The 18,901-nt window shown below is 34.1% G+C and carries 21 protein-coding genes; 5 read left to right on the top strand and 16 right to left on the bottom strand.

Annotated elements, in window-relative coordinates; genetic code table 11:
- Positions 1–59 precede the first annotated feature (59 nt).
- From pheS to IEV50_RS13900, 3 genes are read left to right on the top strand one after another with little or no spacing between them, the layout of a single operon-like run.
- A complete protein-coding gene (gene pheS / locus IEV50_RS13910) occupies positions 60–1,100 on the top strand; it encodes a phenylalanine--tRNA ligase subunit alpha (RefSeq protein WP_188415365.1) in 1,041 nt (346 codons plus the stop codon).
- A gap of 2 nt (positions 1,101–1,102) precedes the next feature.
- Positions 1,103–1,510 (top strand): Rieske (2Fe-2S) protein, encoded by a 408-nt coding sequence (locus IEV50_RS13905; protein ID WP_188415363.1) that lies wholly within the window; start codon positions 1,103–1,105, stop codon positions 1,508–1,510.
- A complete protein-coding gene (locus IEV50_RS13900; RefSeq protein ID WP_188415361.1) occupies positions 1,510–2,085 on the top strand; it encodes a TetR/AcrR family transcriptional regulator in 576 nt (191 codons plus the stop codon). The genes IEV50_RS13905 and IEV50_RS13900 overlap by 1 nt, the downstream gene beginning before the upstream one ends.
- Before the next feature lie 71 nt (positions 2,086–2,156).
- Here the strand turns inward: IEV50_RS13900 and IEV50_RS13895 are convergent, their stop codons facing one another.
- The 3 genes from IEV50_RS13895 to carA form a co-directional block, all read right to left on the bottom strand.
- On the bottom strand, positions 2,157–3,311 hold the full coding sequence (locus IEV50_RS13895; protein ID WP_229746738.1) for an ABC transporter permease: 1,155 nt from the start codon (positions 3,309–3,311) through the stop codon (positions 2,157–2,159).
- Between the two features lie 98 nt (positions 3,312–3,409).
- On the bottom strand, positions 3,410–4,174 hold the full coding sequence (locus IEV50_RS13890) for an ABC transporter ATP-binding protein (RefSeq protein WP_188415359.1): 765 nt from the start codon (positions 4,172–4,174) through the stop codon (positions 3,410–3,412).
- A 222-nt stretch (positions 4,175–4,396) separates the two neighbouring features.
- Positions 4,397–5,509: a glutamine-hydrolyzing carbamoyl-phosphate synthase small subunit gene (gene carA / locus IEV50_RS13885; RefSeq protein ID WP_188415357.1), complete on the bottom strand. Its 1,113-nt coding sequence runs from the start codon at positions 5,507–5,509 to the stop codon at positions 4,397–4,399.
- Between the two features lie 378 nt (positions 5,510–5,887).
- On the opposite strand from carA, the gene panB reads away from it, so the two are divergent.
- On the top strand, positions 5,888–6,703 hold the full coding sequence (gene panB, locus IEV50_RS13880) for a 3-methyl-2-oxobutanoate hydroxymethyltransferase (RefSeq protein WP_188415351.1): 816 nt from the start codon (positions 5,888–5,890) through the stop codon (positions 6,701–6,703).
- A 46-nt stretch (positions 6,704–6,749) separates the two neighbouring features.
- A complete protein-coding gene (locus IEV50_RS13875) occupies positions 6,750–7,436 on the top strand; it encodes an RluA family pseudouridine synthase (RefSeq protein WP_188415349.1) in 687 nt (228 codons plus the stop codon).
- 59 nt (positions 7,437–7,495) lie between these two features.
- On the opposite strand, the gene IEV50_RS13870 is transcribed toward IEV50_RS13875, so the two are convergent.
- The 13 genes from IEV50_RS13870 to IEV50_RS13810 form a co-directional block, all read right to left on the bottom strand.
- Positions 7,496–7,969 carry a hypothetical protein gene (locus tag IEV50_RS13870; RefSeq protein WP_188415347.1) on the bottom strand — a complete coding sequence of 158 codons (474 nt, stop codon included), beginning with the start codon at positions 7,967–7,969 and terminating at the stop codon, positions 7,496–7,498.
- A 138-nt stretch (positions 7,970–8,107) separates the two neighbouring features.
- Positions 8,108–9,415 (bottom strand): sensor histidine kinase, encoded by a 1,308-nt coding sequence (locus IEV50_RS13865; RefSeq protein WP_188415344.1) that lies wholly within the window; start codon positions 9,413–9,415, stop codon positions 8,108–8,110.
- 113 nt (positions 9,416–9,528) lie between these two features.
- Positions 9,529–10,206: a response regulator transcription factor gene (locus IEV50_RS13860; protein ID WP_188415343.1), complete on the bottom strand. Its 678-nt coding sequence runs from the start codon at positions 10,204–10,206 to the stop codon at positions 9,529–9,531.
- A gap of 127 nt (positions 10,207–10,333) precedes the next feature.
- On the bottom strand, positions 10,334–11,524 hold the full coding sequence (locus IEV50_RS13855) for an aspartate aminotransferase family protein (RefSeq protein ID WP_188415341.1): 1,191 nt from the start codon (positions 11,522–11,524) through the stop codon (positions 10,334–10,336).
- A 74-nt stretch (positions 11,525–11,598) separates the two neighbouring features.
- The gene (locus IEV50_RS13850; RefSeq protein WP_188415339.1) at positions 11,599–12,030 is read right to left on the bottom strand and encodes a hypothetical protein; all 432 of its coding nucleotides are present in this window, start codon (positions 12,028–12,030) and stop codon (positions 11,599–11,601) included.
- 12 nt (positions 12,031–12,042) lie between these two features.
- On the bottom strand, positions 12,043–12,699 hold the full coding sequence (locus tag IEV50_RS13845) for a hypothetical protein (protein WP_188415337.1): 657 nt from the start codon (positions 12,697–12,699) through the stop codon (positions 12,043–12,045).
- A gap of 33 nt (positions 12,700–12,732) precedes the next feature.
- Positions 12,733–13,293, bottom strand: a complete 561-nt coding sequence (locus tag IEV50_RS13840) for an RNA polymerase sigma factor (RefSeq protein ID WP_188415336.1) — start codon at positions 13,291–13,293, stop codon at positions 12,733–12,735.
- A gap of 86 nt (positions 13,294–13,379) precedes the next feature.
- Positions 13,380–14,339 carry a transketolase family protein gene (locus IEV50_RS13835; RefSeq protein WP_188415334.1) on the bottom strand — a complete coding sequence of 320 codons (960 nt, stop codon included), beginning with the start codon at positions 14,337–14,339 and terminating at the stop codon, positions 13,380–13,382.
- A gap of 72 nt (positions 14,340–14,411) precedes the next feature.
- Positions 14,412–15,257, bottom strand: a complete 846-nt coding sequence (locus IEV50_RS13830) for a transketolase (RefSeq protein WP_188415332.1) — start codon at positions 15,255–15,257, stop codon at positions 14,412–14,414.
- Positions 15,258–15,313: 56 nt separating this feature from the next.
- Positions 15,314–15,778 carry a thioredoxin-dependent thiol peroxidase gene (gene bcp, locus IEV50_RS13825; protein ID WP_188415329.1) on the bottom strand — a complete coding sequence of 155 codons (465 nt, stop codon included), beginning with the start codon at positions 15,776–15,778 and terminating at the stop codon, positions 15,314–15,316.
- Positions 15,779–15,967: 189 nt separating this feature from the next.
- The gene (locus IEV50_RS13820; RefSeq protein WP_188415327.1) at positions 15,968–17,701 is read right to left on the bottom strand and encodes a M23 family metallopeptidase; all 1,734 of its coding nucleotides are present in this window, start codon (positions 17,699–17,701) and stop codon (positions 15,968–15,970) included.
- Between the two features lie 5 nt (positions 17,702–17,706).
- Positions 17,707–18,318: a fumarylacetoacetate hydrolase family protein gene (locus IEV50_RS13815; RefSeq protein ID WP_188415325.1), complete on the bottom strand. Its 612-nt coding sequence runs from the start codon at positions 18,316–18,318 to the stop codon at positions 17,707–17,709.
- Between the two features lie 75 nt (positions 18,319–18,393).
- Positions 18,394–18,870 carry a T9SS type A sorting domain-containing protein gene (locus IEV50_RS13810; RefSeq protein WP_188415323.1) on the bottom strand — a complete coding sequence of 159 codons (477 nt, stop codon included), beginning with the start codon at positions 18,868–18,870 and terminating at the stop codon, positions 18,394–18,396.
- Positions 18,871–18,901: the final 31 nt, after the last annotated feature.

Here is an 18,901-nt window from a genome sequence, read left to right as displayed (position 1 = left end):
AGAACTTTTGAACCGAGAGAGCTAAAAAAAATCAGAAAATTTGCTGTATATTTGAAGCCATGTTACAGGATAAAATAACACAATATACTGAGAAAATTAATGCTTTCGTAACAGATAAAGCAGACGAATTAGAGCAGTTTCGCATAAAATATTTAGGCAGCAAAGGTGTAATTAAAGAGATTTTTGAAGATTTTAAATCGGTATCAATCGAAGAAAAAAAATCGTTGGGTAAAGTTTTAAATGAATTTAAACAGCTTGCGGAGGCTAAATATCAAAATTTAAAGGAAGCTAATGAGGCAAATCAATCTCAAGTATTTGAAAATCAGCAAGATTTAACGCTTCCTGGCGAGGGTTTCGAAATTGGATCACGCCATCCATTGGCTTTGGTTCGTCGCGAAATTGTTGAGATTTTTGCTAAGCTTGGTTTTACTGTAGCAGAAGGACCAGAAATTGAAGATGACTGGCATAACTTTTCTGCTTTAAACTTCCCTGAAGAGCATCCTGCTAGAGATATGCAAGATACTTTTTTTATAAAAAAGGGTGGTGAAAAGGGAGACATCGCATTGCGTACGCATACTTCATCTGTTCAGGTGCGTATGATGGAGCAAGGGCAACCTCCTTTCAGAGCCATTATGCCTGGTCGTGTTTATCGTAATGAAGCCATTTCGGCAAGAGCACATTGCTTTTTCCATCAAATAGAAGGTTTATATGTTGATGAAAATGTTTCGTTCGCAGATTTAAAGCAAACTTTATTTTATTTTGTGCAAGAGCTGTATGGCGAAGGTACCAAGGTTCGTTTCCGTCCTTCTTATTTTCCTTTTACTGAACCATCTGCCGAAATGGATATTTCTTGTACCATTTGTAACGGATCTGGTTGCCAGCTTTGTAAACACAGTGGGTGGGTAGAAATTTTAGGTTGCGGAATGGTGGATCCTAATGTACTTGAAAATTGTGGTATCGATTCTAAAAAATATAGCGGCTTTGCATTTGGAATGGGTATTGAGCGCATAGCGAATTTAAAATATGTGATAAAAGATTTACGGTTATTCTCTGAAAATGACGTTCGTTTCTTAAAGCAATATAAATCGGCATTGATATAAAGATGAAGAAAATATTCAGTTCGTTATTAGTGTTTGTATTATTTACAAGTTGTGGAAAGGAAGAAAACTACATTCCGGAAGTTGTTGTTAATTACAGTGTTACTGTAACAGAGTTTAGTTTAAAGGCAACAAACAACGTGCTTTTAGTTGCTAATAATGGAGTTGCAGGCTTAATTATTGTTAAAACCCCATTGGGTGGTTATGTTGTTTTTGATAGGTGTAGCACCGTGAACCCAGAAAAATTATGTAAAATTGTTCCCGATGATAGCGGATTAACGGCAACTGATCCCTGTTCAGGTGCTAAATTTTCTCTATTTGATGGTAGTCCGCAGAAAGCGCCTGCCGAAAAAAGTCTTAAGAGTTACAACATCTCTTTACAAGGCAACAACCTTATAAAAGTAACTAATTAATGGAAGCCGAAAAAATTAAAGAGACTGTAAAAAAGGCAGCGAAAGAACTTTTTAGAAAGTACGGATATCACAAAACAAGTGTAAACGAAATTGCTAAAAAAGCTCGTATTGCAAAGGCAACTATTTACAAATACTTTGAAAGTAAAGAACAGGTTTTGGATAGTATTTTAATGGATTATCTTGATCAGAATTTACACGAAATATTACATAATAAATTAAGCTATGCTTCAGAAGAAGAACATCTAAAAGCTTTGGTTATGAAAACCAGCCGACTCTCTTTTACGGCTTGCAACGAATTTATTGGTTGGGATTTTGTGCGGGAAAACGCAAATTCGCAAGAGTTTTTAAAACATTTATCTGATCAGTTAGAAGCTTTATTACTTGCGGCTTATTTGCAGTTAGATAACTTTAAAAATAATCCTGCAAGGAGAGAAGGCTTAGCATTTTTATTGAAGGCAAGCAAAAGTATTGTTTTTTCTTTTGCTTTTACATCGGTAAGCGATTCTGATGTTCGCAAAAATTTCGTGAGTTTTCAGAAAGAAATATTGCCATTTTTGGTAAGGGCAGCGCTTTAACTGAAATAGATATTTTAAAAAAAGGGATAAAGCCGACTGGCATTATCCCTTTTTTTGATTTAAACGCTGGGTTATTCCCACTTAAATACTTTAACAGCAACTGCGTAAATTCCAATACCCCAAATCACTAAAATCATTATCTGGAATTTTACATCCCATAAATTCAATCCTTCAAAAGCCACTTTACGCATTGCATCATTTAAATAGGTAAGTGGTAAAGCTCTACTAATGGGTTGCAACCACTTCGGAAATGCTTCTATCGAAAAAAATGTGCCTGATAGTAAGAACTGAGGTAGTGTTACGATATTTGATATCGGTGGTACCATACTTTCGTTTTTCGCAATACCTGAAATTATAAAGCCAAAGCCCATAAATACGATTACGCCTAAAGTGGCTAAAACAAGCATATTAACGACTGTTATGGCGCCATGAACTAGCGTAAAACCAAAAAACAGATTACCTAAAACTATAATAAACAATGCACCAATTAATGCGAATCCAATTCGGGCGATCCCTTCTCCAATTACAATGCTCGATCGTTTTACCGGAGTAGCAAAAAAGCGTTTTATAACCAAGGTTTGGCGTAAACTTAAAAACACAAATGCAGTTCCAAACACACCTGTGCTAAGTAAAGAAAATCCTAACTGACCAGGTAAAATAAAATCTATGGTTTTATATTCGCGACCATGAATTGTACTTTCTTTAATTTCAGCAATTGATGGTTTCAGGTTTTTATCATAAAAAAGATTGTTTAAAACAGATTTTAGGATATTACCTTTATCCATGGAGGCTGATGTATAAACCACATTTACAGAATAAGCAACCGAATTAACTTTTCTGTGTACATCAATCATTGCATCTACATTCCCTTTTTCAAGAAGTTTGGCAAAATCCTTTTTCGATTTATCTTTAACCAGTCTTATCATTCCGGTTTTCTCAAGCATAACAATCACCGGATTTTTGAGGTCTGATCCTGGTGAAATGCCTATATCTATATGGGTACCACCGCCACCTAAAAATCCGAAAACCAAAATAAATATAAGCGGAAATGCTAATGTGAAAACCACAGCAGAAGGACTTCTTATGATAGAACGAAAGCTAGCCTTAGCAAGCGCCAATGTTGCTTTTGTGTTACTATAACCGCTAATTCTATTTATATTTTCTTTTTTCATTCCACTATTTAATTCCTCACGATCTGGTTGAGCGTTTATATTATTATCGTTCATATGATATGAATGTTGTTTATATTTTCAGCTGTATAAAACCTCAATAACTAATTATTCTTTGTACTCGTTTAAGTTCACTTTCATAGAGTTAGCGGATTCTACTCCCGCCACTCTTTACCTGTAAGGTTTATAAAAACATCTTCCAGATTGGCCTTTTTAACTTCTTTTTTACGCTCGAAACCAGAGCTAACCAGTTTATCTATTAGGTTATCAGGAGTATCTAAAGCGATAATTTGTCCGCGTTCTACAAAAGCAACTCTATCGCAAAGCTGCTCAGCCTCATCCATATAATGCGTAGTAATGACTACCGTTGTACCATTGCTTCTAATTTCAGTAATTAAATCCCATAAATTACGTCTTGCTTGTGGGTCTAAACCGGTAGTTGGTTCATCAAGAAATATAATTTTGGGTTGATTAATTAACGTTGTTGCTATTGAGAAGCGTTGTTTTTGTCCTCCCGAAAGTGCTTTGTATTTCGCCTTAGCTTTATCTTGAAGGTTCACTTTTTCGAGCATTTCCATTGGCTTAATGTTAGCGCCATACAATCCTGCAAAAAGTTCAATAAGTTCTATAAGATTCAAATTTGGGTAATAACCTGCGGCTTGCAACTGAACACCAATTATCTGCTTAATTTCATGCGCTTGCTTATCAACGGAAAAACCATCAACAATAATTTCACCCGAAGTTTTTGCTCTTAAGGTTTCTATTATTTCTAGTGTAGTCGTTTTACCTGCACCATTTGGGCCAAGTAAGCCAAAGATTTCATTTTCATAAACATCAAAACTTAAATCTTGTACTGCTACAAAATCATCATACTTTTTTACCAGATTTTTGACGCTAATAATGGCTTTTTTTGTTTCCATGATACGAATGTAAGAAGCTTTAAATGAAATGAATATAAATATTGTTTAAAAACCTAAAAATAATTAGAAAGAGCAACTTTTTTACTTGCGAAATGCTATAAAATTAAAAATGCGAATCGTTTAGATTCGCATTTTTAATTTTATCTGGTGTAATGTATAAGTTTAATCCTTAAACTGTGAGCTAAAAAGCTATAACTTACAACTAGTAAACTGTCAACCAAACTACCAAACCAACTCACCTTTCATTACATCAACGAAATCATCGAATAAGTAACGAGAATCATGTGGGCCTGGAGAAGATTCTGGGTGATACTGAACTGAAAATGCTTTTTTACCTTTTACACGAATGCCTTCGATAGATTTATCATTTAAATTTACATGTGTAATTTCAACTTTATCAGATTTTCTAACTTCATCAGGGATAACGCCAAAGCCATGATTTTGAGAAGTAACTTCACAATGATTTTTGATGATATTTTTAACCGGATGATTTAATCCACGGTGACCATTAAACATTTTCATGGTACCAATATCATTAGCTTCAGCCAATAATTGGTGACCTAAACAAATGCCAAATAACGGTTTATCTTCAGCTAGTATTTCTTTTATGGTTTCTACAGCGTAAGGCATTACCGATGGATCGCCTGGGCCATTAGATATAAAATAGCCATCAGGATTGAATTTTTCCATTTCAGCAAATTTTGTTTTTGCCGGGAAAACCTGAACATAAATATCGCGATTTTCAAAACTGCGTAAAATATTTTTCTTTATACCTAAATCCAATGCTGCAACTTTTAAGCTCGCTTCCGGATTACCATAAAAGTAAGATTCTTTTGTGCTTACTTTGGATGATAGTTCTAATCCTTCCATTGATGGCACTTCATCTAATTTCTGTTTTAATTCATCCAAATCTGTAATCTCAGATGAAATAATTGCATTCATTGCGCCTTTATCTCTAATATGACGAACTAAAGCACGCGTGTCAATATCAGAAATTGCTACTAGATTATCATTCTGAAAATAATCCTGAATGGATTCTGTAGCTTGCTTACGGCTATAAACAATGTTGTAGTTTTTACAAACCAAACCTGCAATTTTTATAGAATCAGATTCGATTTCATCTTTTTGGATACCGTAATTCCCAATATGAGAATTGGTAGTAACCATAATTTGTCCGAAATAACTTGGATCGGTAAAAATTTCCTGGTAACCTGTCATCCCGGTATTAAAACAAATTTCGCCAGTAGTGGTGCCAATTTTTCCGGCTGCTTTGCCGTAAAAAACAGTGCCATCGGCCAGTAATAAAATCGCAGGTAACTTGGTGTAGTTAGTCATGGTAATTACAATATGGATTTTGATTTAAAAAAGACTTGAAAAAAGGATGGCTTTCGGCATTAAAGCCGTTTTTGCAGATTGCAAAAAAAGATGAATAAATCCCTTCCATTTCGGGGTACGAAGATAGGCTTTAGGATTGGGAATGTAAAGAAAAATTTGAAATAGGAATTAGTTGAAAGCTAAAAGACTTAAGATTAAAGCGAAATAGTACTTATGAGACAATTATCTATTATCAGTAAATAAATAGCAATAAATGAGAATCAACTATAATAATGAAATTCTTGATTGCCCAGCATTGTTCTTTTAACTTTGTGCTATAGTCTTTAAGCTTAATTTTAAATAAAAAAACAATACTTTTGAAGCAAAAAAACGCAGCCCATGTCGGTACATAAAGAAATAAAACGAATCACCACACATATCTTACAAGAGATGAAGCAGCGTGGCGAAAAAATATCCATGTTAACGGCTTACGATTATTCGATGGCAACAATTTTAGATGATGCCGGATTGGATGTTTTACTTGTAGGTGATTCGGCTTCGAATGTTATGGCTGGTCATGAAACAACATTGCCTATAACGTTAGATCAAATGATTTATCATGCTTCTTCAGTAATCAGAGCCGTAAAAAGAGCTTTCGTTGTTGTCGATTTGCCTTTTGGTTCTTACCAGGGAAATTCTAAAGAAGCCCTGAATTCTGCAATTAGGATTATGAAAGAATCAGGCGCACATGGCGTAAAGTTGGAGGGTGGCGAAGAAATTATTGAATCTGTACAACGCATTATTGCTGCTGGTATTCCGGTTATGGGTCACTTAGGTTTAACTCCTCAATCCATTTACAAGTTCGGAACTTATACCGTTCGTGCGAAAGAAGAGGAGGAGGCTAATAAATTAAAATCTGATGCATTAGCATTGCAAAATGCTGGTTGCTTCGGAATCGTTTTAGAAAAAATACCTGCTTCTTTGGGTAAAGAGGTTTCGGAAAGTATTCAAATACCAACAATTGGCATTGGCGCCGGACCAGATTGCGATGGGCAGGTTTTGGTTGTTAACGATATGATTGGATTAACAAAAGGATTTAAACCACGCTTTTTACGTCAGTATATTAATTTGTACGATGAAATTTTAGGTGCTGCTCAATCTTATATTCGTGATGTTAAGGCAAATGATTTTCCTAACGAGAAAGAACAATATTAAGTTTAGAGTCTGTTTACAAGCATACTAACAAACAAATGAAACAATAATGCCAATAACCGACAAAGACATACTTTTTGAAGATAATCACCTTATTGCAATTAACAAAAGGGCAGGAGATATTGTACAAGTAGATGAAACAGGGGATGAGCCTTTGGATGAGCAAATAAAAAAGTACATTGCCAAAAAATATAGCAAACCAAATGGCGCTTTTTTAGGTGTTGTTCACCGTTTAGATAGGCCAGTTAGTGGCGTTATTCTTTTTGCAAAAACCAGTAAAGCATTAGAGCGGATGAATGCTGTTTTTAAAAATCGGGAGGTTAAGAAAACTTATTGGGCTGTTGTAAAAAATAAGCCTGAAGTAGAATCTGGAACCTTGGTTCATTGGCTGGTAAAAAACCCTCAAAAAAATGTTGTAACTTATTATAAAACTGAAGTTACTGGTAGTCAAAGAGCGGAGTTGTCTTATCGTTTAGTTGCTCAATTGGGCGATTATTTTTTAATTGAAGTTGATCCGCTTACTGGGCGTTCTCATCAAATTAGGGTTCAGCTTTCATCAATGGGCTGTCCAATTGTTGGGGATAATAAGTATGGTTATCCACGAGGAAGCAGGAAGGGAAGTATTTGTTTACATGCCAGAAGATTACAATTCATGCATCCTGTAAGAAAAGAACCTGTTAACATTTTTGCCAAACTTCCTGTAGATGGTTTTTGGGAGCGATTTGAAAATCTTTAACTAAAAGGAAAAATTATAAATAATATAAAATAAGTCCATTTGTTAAAAAAATAGTTTTATTATTTACAATTGGTTTTACTAAGTATTATTGATTTACCAAATGTTAGTTTGTTGATGTTTTTGAATTTAGTATCACCATTAACCTGGTATACATCACCATAGCCTTCTATAAGTTGATCTCCCTTTCTTAACCAAGCAACCTCTCTATGTGAATACATACCTTCTGATTGAAATTTATAATCTACAATAATTGTATCGCCTTTTATAAGTCCATATATAACCCCATTATTTTTATCTTTTCCATCAAACTTATAATTTAGTTCTCCTAAAACCTTATTGTCCCCTGTACCGTACATCCTTAGTGAGGCAGTACTTTTATCTTTAACGTATTCAAAGCATTCATCCGGAGCTGTATATCCCGTTTGTTTTTCACTCATTATAGATGAATCAACAGTTGTATATTTTTTGCTATCACTTTGGCATGAAGTCATTAAAATTGATATTATTGCAATAATTAAGAATAGTTTATTCATTATATAGGGATTAATTTGTAAATCTTTAATTGCTTTGTCAAACTTAAAATTAGCAATTCTTTATTAATTGCAACGATAGTTTTTTAACGAATAAACTTACAACAATTCATTTGTTATGTGTAGTGATTACAGATTCATCTATGGAAAGATTAAACTAATATTAGTTCCTTTTTTTTCTTCAGAATCTATATTAATTTCAATTTTATGAAATTTTGCTATACTCTGCACAATAGCTAGTCCTAATCCAAAACCATTTTCTTCGGTATTGCCTCTTTTAAAACGGTCAAAAGCGTCTTCTAAAAGTTCTTTGGTCATACCATTCCCTGTATCACTAATGATTAAATGATATTTTTGGTTGTTAATCACTCCATTTATATTAATTTCTCCACCATCTTTATTGTATTTTATTGCATTATTTAAAATATTAATCAGTAAGGTATGTATAAGCGCTTTATTGCCTGTGAAATGGAAATCGTTTTTTAAATCAATTTTATAATTTATGTTTCTATCTGCTATCCGGTCTTCAAGGTCATCATAGATATCATTAAGCTCCTCTTTAATATTTATTTTCTCGGTTTTCAAATATTGATTGTTTTCAACCTTAGAAATTAATAGTAAACTATTTATAATAACTTTTAAGCGGTTAAGCGTTTTTAATGATGCGAAAATTTTATTTTCATGTTCTACAGGGATATCAGGTGTATTCAACATATTCTCGAATCTGGTACTCAGAATCGAAATTGGTGTTAATAACTCATGAGATACGTTTGCAATAAATTGTTTTTCTAATGCAAAAAGATTATTTATTTTTCGCATTAAAGAGTTTATGCTATTATCTAAAATTTTAAAATCATCTGTATTTGTATGAATATTTTGATAGTTAAAATGTGCTGGATCATCTACTTTATTAATTTTCTTATCAATAATTAAGTAGAAAGGTTTGAGTAAAAAATTTGTAAATGCAAAATCGGTTAGTAAAGTAACAACCAATGAAGCCACAAGCACAACTAACATATAAAACCTGATGGAGTTTTTAATGGATTGTAAAGAGGTCATACTTTCACCCAGTTCCAATTTATACCAATTTTTGTGGTAAAGAAATTTGTAATTCAAAATTCTGTAAAATTCAACATCACCTTCAATTTCCCGCTTTTCGGTAATTATTTTAGCTGTAGAATCTACCAGGTTATCAGATATATCCGTTAGGATAATAAATTCTTCTTTTAATATATTATAATCGGTAAAAGTTTGTTCGTTGCTTAGTAAACTATCAATTTCTGCATCGTTTAGATTTTTAATAATTTTCCCCTTTTTCTTTATCAGGCGATTATCTAATTGATTATAAGCGATTTTATCAAGTGAGAATAATATAATTGCCCCTAAAACTAAAATAATTGCAATTTTAGTGATGGCATTATATAATGAAAACTTGACTTGTAACTTCATTTTTTATGAAAGATGCAACATTAATTAATTTAGTCTTCGGCAGATGATTATTCCGATTTAAGGATTATGTAGACCCCTAAGCTTCTGACCTCCGACATCGGACTTCCCACTATTTAACAATTTATTCTATATCCAATGCTTCTTACGGTTTCAAACCAATCGGTTGAGTTAACCGCAGCTAATTTTTTTCGAAGATTTTTAACATGAACATCAACAAAGTTAGAATCTGAATTTACTTCCAGAATATCGCCCCATACATGCTCCGTTAAATTCATTCTGGAAACAACACGGTTTTTGTTTAGCACTAAGTAATTAAAAATTTCGAATTCTTTTTTTGTGAGGTTTAATCTTTCATCGGCAAAGGAAACAGTTCTATTTTGAATGTTCAGTAAAAAACCGTGGATGTTTACTTCATTTTTTTCAAGCTTATGTTTTCTACGGATAATGGCATGCATTCTGGCTAAAAGCTCATTTAAAGAAAAAGGTTTTGGCAGGTAATCATCGGCACCTTCATCCAAACCTTTTATACGGTCATCAACCGCACTTCTTGCTGTTAAAATAATAACCGCATCATCTCTGTCTTTTAACGATTTTAATTGTTTTAAAACCTCAAAACCATCTCCGTCTGGCAAACCTAAATCCAATAAAATAAAGTCGTAACTGTTTACAAAAATTTTCTCTTCAGCAGATGATTTTTTCCAGGCATGTTCTACAATGAAACCTTCATTGCTTAAAAATTCATCCATTTCAAGCGCCAGGCTTTTTTCATCTTCAACTATTAAAACGTTCATTTTAGTATCAGGTATTTAGTATCAGGTATTAGGTATCAAGTATCAGGTATCAAGTATTTAGTATCAAGATGAATAGCCAACATTCTAATTGAAAATTCCGGTTTATTTGGTCTTTTGGCTTAATCTTCTAACTCGTAACTAAGTTAATATTTTTAAGTATGATTTGACAAGCTTCTTCTATTTCTGCCTTTGTTATAATTAACGGAGGGGCAATACGCATGGAATTACTACAATGTAAAAACCAATCTGATAAAACACCATCTAAAATACAGGCATCGATAATTTTTTTATTGATTTCGAAGCTTTCGAATTCTACTGCAAGCATTAAACCTTTTCCGCGAATTTCTTTAATTGCTGGATGCACTAAAAGTTGTTTAAAGAGTTGTCCTTTTTCTTCTACTTCATCAACAATTTTGTCTTCTGTAAGAATTTTTAATGTAGCTAAACCTGCCGCACAGCATACCGGGTGACCTCCAAAAGTTGTCATGTGACCAAGAATTGGTGTATGTGAAAGTACCGACATGATCTCAAATGAGCTGATAAATGCACCAATTGGCATACCACCACCTATACCTTTTGCTAAAAGTAATACATCTGGTGCAATATTATAATGTTCAAAGGCGAACATTTTACCACTACGACCAAAGCCCGATTGTATTTCATCAAAAATTAATAGTGTTCCTGTTGAATCGCACTTTGCTCTTAGTGCTTGCATATAAGTCAAATCTGCAACACATATACCCGCTTCACCTTGTATAGGTTCGATAAAAACGGCTGCAATTTCTGATGTAATCTTATCTAAATCAGCAACATTATTATGTGTAATAAACTGAACGTGAGGTAAAAATGGTCCATAACCTGATGAATAGAAATCGCTTTCCATTAAGCTTTCTGCACCATGGGTACTCCCGTGGTAGGCATTTTTACACGCAATAAAACCCTTTCTTCCTGTATAACGTTTCGCCAGTTTCATAGCGCCCTCAACAGCTTCTGTTCCGGAATTAAGGAAATAGGTACAACTAAGGCTTTCTGGTAGAATATCAGCTAAAGCTTTTGCGAAATTTACCTGTGGCGTTTGAATATATTCGCCATAAACCATTAAATGCATGTAAGTTTCTGCTTGCTCTTGTATAGCCTTAACCACTGCAGGGTGGCAATGACCAACATTACTAACACCAATACCTGCAATAAGATCTAAATGTTTTTTATTTGATGAATCGTAAATATAAACGCCTTTTGCTCTTATAAATTCGAGCATTAAAGGTTCTGGAGAAGTTTGTGCATTGTGTTGTAGAAACAACTGGCGTTGTGTTAACATGATGCAAAAATACGGAAATGAGATTGCTTTTAAACAAAAAAGTCTTGCAGGTTTAAATGCAAGACTTTCTATTATTATTTGTCTCTAAAACGATTCAGTAACTCTCGTTTAAATGCTTCTTGAGCCCGGTAGTATTTTCCAATTATTTTTATAGGCAATACCGCTTTAAATTTGTTGTAGTATTTCTTTTCAATATTTAAATCCCGTTGCCTGAAATCGAATTCGCTTGTAATTAAACTTTGAATTTGCGAATCGGTTAAATTATCTATTTCAGTTGTTTTTCTGAATGAGATCATTTTTTGAAAGCGCTCTTTACGAATTGCATTTTGTTCCGCTTGCATATCATTGTAAATAGGCCAGAAAACTTTTGCTTCGTCAGGAGATAAATCAAGCTTTTTGGTAAAAAAAGCAATTTTTAACGATTCAATTTCTTCTCCTTTAGGTCTTTGTGCCCAAAGCATTGATGGTAATACAAACAATAATGTGGCGAAAAATAAATTCTTCATTTTCATTTAATTTTATAATTCCTGGGCTAAATCACTTGATGAATAATTACTCAGGATGTAGTTTTCCACTTCTGTATCTGAGGCAGAAGTTGTTTTTATGATAGATGTATTTTGTGCTTCTAAATGATCGATAATTGTCGTTTCATCGATATCGTAAAGCATTTGATCGTTTGCTACATCTGCACTTTGCATTTGTGGAACATTTACAACATCGGCAGGTTGATTGTTCTGGTAAAAATAAACCCCAAATGATGAAATAAGTATAAAACATGCAGCACTAGCGTATTTAACAAAGCCTTTTCGCCACAAAGGAATAATTTTAGCTTCTTTTTTAACAATTTGTTCAGCTTCAATTTTATCAGTAATTCTACTCTGTAAGGTTTCAAAATAATTTTCAGGAACAGCAAAACTATTGTTTAATTGGGCCGAATTTTCAATTGCAATTCTGGTTTCAATCATTTCTATAAGATCTTCAAAATAATTTTGAGGAACTTCAAAAACATGTTGGTTTGTATTTTGCTTTAAGCTATTCAAGAACACCTCGCTTAATACATCTTGCTCACAATTATCGAAATATCCGTCAGGAACGGAAAAAGGATTGCGTTTATGCATTGCAGCAAGGGTAGGCGCTTCATTTATCCAATCGTTATTTTCTAAATTTTCGTTCATCACAGATATATGATACAATTAATGTCAAAAGGTTTAATAATCTATTTCATCATTTGTAATAAAAGCTTCAATTTTTTTTGCTGCGATGTGAAATGATGCTTTTAAAGCACCTACGGATGTTCCGAGCACAGCAGAAATTTCTTCATATTTCATATCATCAAAATATTTCATATTAAAAATAATCCGTTGTTTTTCAGGTAAAGTAAGAATTGCTTTTTGAAGTTTTAACTCCAGTTTATCACCATTGAAATAAGATGAAGCGACCAGATTTTCTGCAAGTTCTGCAGAGACTTCATCCATTGGGGTATTGTTACGCTGCTTTTGTTTATTTAAAAATGTAATTGATTCGTTGGTTGCAATACGATAAATCCAGGTATAAAGCTGAGAGTCGCTGCGGAATTTATCCAGATTTTTCCAAACTTTAACAAAAACTTCCTGAATTAAATCATCGCAGTCATCGTGATTTAATACAAGGCGGCGAATATGCCAATAAATTTTTTGCTGGTACTTTTTTAATAACAGGTTAAAAGCTTCATTTCGAGTGCGCTCGATGGCAAACATTGCAAGAATTTCTGAATCTTCAACTTGTTTCATTAAGGATTAATTTAATTATTTACCATAAAGGCACCGAGACCACCAAGACGTACTTTGTGTTCTCCGTGCCTTTATAGTTATTTATTTTATGCCTTTTTTCTAGCGATTACTTTTTGCACAGCTTCAACTATGTTTACAGCATCTAAGCCGTATTTAGACATTAATTGATCAGGTGTCCCGCTTTCTCCAAAAGTATCATTTGTTGCAACGAACTCTTGTGGTGTTGGCAATTCTGTTGTTAATAAACGAGCAACACTTTCGCCTAATCCGCCAAATTTGTTATGTTCTTCGCAAGTAACAACACAACCTGTTTTTTTAACTGATTTTAAGATTGCTTCATCATCCAAAGGTTTAATCGTGTGGATATTTATAATTTCAGCATCAATACCTAATTCTGCTAATTTCTCTCCTGCTTCTATGGCTTTCCAAACCATGTGGCCGGTTGCTATAATGGTTACATCAGTACCTTCATTAACCATCCAAGCTTTACCAATTTCAAATTTTTGATCAGGATCTGTAAATACAGGAATAACCGGGCGGCCAAAACGTAAATAAACCGGGCCTTCATATTCTGCAATGGCTAATGTTGCTGCTTTGGTTTGGTTGTAATCGCAAGGATTGATAACCACCATGCCAGGTAACATTTTCATTAAACCTATATCTTCTAAAATTTGGTGCGTTGCACCATCTTCTCCTAAAGTTAAGCCAGCATGTGATGCACAAATTTTAACGTTTTTGTTTGAGTAGGCTACAGATTGGCGAATTTGATCGTAAACACGACCAGTAGAAAAGTTAGCAAAAGTACCTGTAAAAGGGATTTTTCCACCAATAGTCATTCCAGCTGCAATGCCAATCATATTGGCTTCTGCTATACCAACTTGTGTAAATCGTTCTGGAAAATCTTTAATAAAAGCATCCATCTTTAATGAACCAACTAAATCGGCACACAAAGCAACAACGTTTTCGTTTTTCTTACCAGCTTCATGTAAACCAGCACCAAATCCTGAACGTGTATCTTTTTTTTCTGTATATGTGTATTTTTTCATTGTATTTTAGATATGAGATGTGAAATTTTAGATGTGAGATATTAGTCTCCAATCTAAAGCCTCCAATCTGATTTAATAATCCCCTAATGTTTCTGGTAATTGTGCTAATGCGGTGGCCAATTGCTCATCGTTAGGAGCGGTACCGTGCCATTTATGAGAACCCATCATATAATCTACACCAGCACCCATTTGGGTACTCATTAAATTCAAAATCGGTTTCCCTTTTCCGGTTAAAGTTTTCGCATAGTGTAAACCTTCAACAATAGCTTGCATATCATTACCATCGGTATTAATTACATGCCATCCAAAGGCTTCAAATTTAGCCTGTAAGCTATCTAAATTAAGTACTTTTTTAGTCGGACCATCAATTTGCTGGCCATTATAATCTACGGTGCAAATTAAAGTATCTAATTCATGAAAAGGAGCAAACATTGCTGCTTCCCAGTTTTGTCCTTCTTGCAATTCGCCATCGCCGTGCAAAGTAAAAACGTATGATTTATCACCATTTAATCTTTTGGTAAGCGCTGCGCCAATAGCTACAGACATACCTTGACCCAATGAACCAGAAGCTATACGAATACCAGGTAAACCTTCGTGGGTAGTCGGGTGACCTTGTAACCTCGAATCTAATTTACGGAAAGTAGCCAGTTCGCTTTTGTCGAAAAAACCTGAATGCGCTAAAGTACTGTACCAAACAGGGGAGATGTGACCGTTAGACAGGAAGAACAAATCTTCTCCAACGCCATCCATATTGAAATCTTTATTGTAGTTAAGAACTTCGAAATATAGTGCTGTAAAAAAATCTGCACAGCCCAATGAGCCTCCTGGATGGCCTGATTGGCATCCGTGAACCATTCTTACGATATCTCGTCTTACCTGCGAAGCAATATCTTCTAATTCTTTTATTGTATGTTTCATTAAAATAAGAGTTGTTGTTGTATAGCAAAGTTAATATTTTAGCTGCTATATCATAATTAGTTATTGATTAAATCGAGTACTTGCTGAGTTGAGTTTTTAGTATCAACCTTTTTAATAATGTGGGCAATTTTGCCTTCGCCATCTATAATAAATGTAGCACGCACAGTACCCATATATTTTTTACCGTACATGTTTTTTTCTGCCCATACGCCATAATCATTTACAATTTTCTGGTCGGTATCTGCCAGTAAGGTAAATGGTAAGTTGTGTTTGGTCACAAATTTTTGGTGAGATTTTTCATCATCAATACTTACACCTAAAACCGTAATGCCTTTTGCTTGTAAGCCTTGATAATTGTCTCTAAAATCACAGGCTTCTGCTGTGCAACCTGGTGTATCGTCTTTTGGATAAAAATATAGAACTACGGTTTTACCTTTATAATCAGTTAAGGAAACTTCTGCCCCATTTTGGTCTTTTGAGGTAATTGCAGGAGCAATATCACCTTCTTTTAACTCTGCCATATTATATTATTTCTGATTTTTGAATAAATAATTTTTGAATCTTTAATTTAAACAGTTTTACTTGTTAATGTGTTCATCTCTTTTTAAAATATGACAGTTCAAAGTTTTTGCGAATAGATAATGATTAAATATAGGTGCTAATCTCGGACACTTATATCCTAAAATCAAATAATCTTATAAATTCTAATTCTACTTATAAAAACTCACTGTATATTTTCTGGTGTTTTCCTTCATATCAATAACCACTAATTCAAGCGTATGTTTACCAGTTGAAGTTCTTTCATCGAAACTATGCCAAAGCGTTGCTGTTTTAGTGTCAAATTCCATTAAGGCCCATTTACCATCAATATAACCATTAAAACTTTTGATGCCAGATAAGTTATCACTTAACCGGAAAAATATTTTTGACAAGCTCGCCATGCTTTTTCCTGCGGATATGTTAACAGGAATAATCCTCGGTGCAACGGTATCAACAGAAATATAAAAACTTCCAAAATTTTTGGGTGTGGCTTTAACATAACCATTATCAAAACTTCCCCCTTGTGATGAGCCATTTGAATTTACAATGAGCGCTTTGCTTCTTAATTCTTCTGGTAAATTATCAGCGCTAATCCATAAATCGAAACCAATATGCAATGGCGTATAACGATTATGAATCTGATGCAGGGTCGAATAGGCATTGCCTTGTGGTTTAGGCAGTTTTTTATACGTGAAATTTAAATCACTGTAAAGCGTTCCGTTTGGAAAAACAACTTTAATATCTTCCGAATTGAATTCGTTAACTTTATTATAAGGATAAATAATACCCGACGGAATGACTGTGGCCACTACTGGTGCGGAACCAGCATGTACCGAAAAAGAAAGTGTAGAAGCATTCCCCTTTGAATCAGTAATGATATAGCGCAGCTGATGTATTTCACCATCATTAAAGTTTATCCTTCCGTTGTTTACTAAATTGCTGTAAATACTTAATGGATTGCCGGGTTCGACAAAGCTTTTCTGAATACTTCTTTTTGTATTTAGGTAGGTTGGATAATCAATGTGCGAATTTATCGCCTTACTATCTTCAAAAGCAAAACGTTCCAATGCGGAAGTATAAACCATTTTGCCATCTAATTCTAACTGAATAGAATAAACACCATTAGTGCCTGATAAACCGTTATGCCTGTCGGTTGTTACCACACCAAATCCAACCTCTCCAGTTAAACTTATGGGCGCTGTTGCTTTATAATTCCCTCCTGAACCACTAATAGCAATAGCCTGTTTAGGTGTTGATTCGTTAAAAGTCTTTCCATTTAAGCGATAAGCATATAAACTGTAAATAACCGGAGGAATATTATCAGGAATATCAATTCCGAAAAACTGTGGGTTTATTGTTTCTTCAGTTTTTGTGTCTCTGATTTCGAAGTGCAAATGTGGTCCGCCCGAACTACCACGATTCCCAGACCAGGCAATAACTTCGCCTTTGCGCACAGGAATTAAGGTTTCATTTGGGAATTCATCAATCTCAAAAGATTTTTTCTCATACTCTAAGTTTTTTACAATGGTTGCAATTTTCGGTGAGAAACGTTGTAAGTGGCCATAAACTGATGTAAACCCGTTAGGGTGATTAATGTAAAGTGCTTGTCCGAAGCCGCTATTTTGAACTCGAAGCCTTGATATATAACCATCAGCAACGGCATAAACAGGATAGCCTTCACGTTGGTTGGTTCTAAAATCTATACCAGAGTGAAAGTGGTTACCTCTAATTTCGCCAAAAGAACCGGCCAAGGCAGGCGGGCTAATGTCTAAAGGCTGCCTGAAATAGGTAAGCGGATATTTATTAGCACTAAATATTTGTTGAGCATAAGTTGAAGTCGCGGAAAGCCAAAAACAAAAAATGTAAGCGTAATATTTAAAATTAGAACTAGTTTTTTTTTGCATTCTGTTTATTTAACATCAAAACTTAATAACTGTTTGCCTTCTAACCAGGCTTCTAATTTGTCACCCTTATTTACTTTGCCAACACCAGCAGGCGTTCCTGTAAAAATTAAGTCGCCTTTTTTTAAGGTGATGTATTGAGAAACAAAGCTAATAATCTTCTCGAACGAGAATAGCAAATCTTTAGTATTGCCGTTCTGGCAATTTTCTCCATTTACTTTTAACTCAAAGCTTAAATTATAAATGTTTTCAAAATTAGTTTTTGATAAAAAAATGCTAACTGGGGCGGAGTTATCAAAAGCTTTTGCAAGCTCCCATGGCAATCCTTTCTCCTTGTGTTTGGTCTGAATATCTCGGGCAGTAAAATCGATTCCTAATCCAATTTCATCGTAATAATTTGATGCAAATTTTTCTGCGATGTGCTTTCCTTCTTTACAAATTTTTAGTACAACCTCTAATTCGTAATGAACATCATCAGAAAAATCTGGGTGGTAAAACGGCTTATTATCTTTTAATAATGCTGTATCTGGTTTTAAAAAAATTACAGGTGTTGTAGGGACAGGATTATTTAATTCCTTTGCGTGTTCGGCATAATTGCGACCAATAGCGATAATCTTCATTTTCTGTTAGATATGAAATTTGGTAATTTGATCTGAAATTTTCAAATCCTTCCAAAAATAGAAAAGAAAATGATGTTATAAAACTGAGATTCGTTTTACCTGGCTTTCTGAACCTGCCATTACGCGTAAAAAGTATATTCCGGCGTTTAGTCTGCTGGGAATTACAAAGGTTTTCGTTTGTTCGCCTGCGTTTAAACGTTCATTAGATAAGGTTACAACTTCATTGCCTAACAAATCGATAATTTTAATAGTGGTTTGTGTGCCGTCTTTTCCAATTGATAAAATAATATTCAGTTGATCCTCTACAGGATTCGGATAAATTTTAACTATTGTAAGGAGTTTGTCTTTCACTAAAACGCCGGTATTTTTGCTCGTTGCAGAATAGGTATTAAACATACTACCACCATTAACCGACATATACAGCGGTCTGTATGGTTGAATGTTAGCTTTAATTTCTGGAACTTTACTTACTTTTTTCGCTCTTGTTTTAAGGCTTATTCGAATACTATCACTTTGTTGTGCCCAAGAACTTAATCCACACAGAATCGCCATGCATAAAATGCAGGTGATTTTTAGGAGAAGC

It is taken from the genome of Pedobacter mendelii, from assembly GCF_014635725.1.
Classification (GTDB): Bacteria; Bacteroidota; Bacteroidia; order Sphingobacteriales; family Sphingobacteriaceae; genus Pedobacter; species Pedobacter mendelii.
This window is presented reverse-complemented; position numbering and strand designations above follow the sequence as displayed.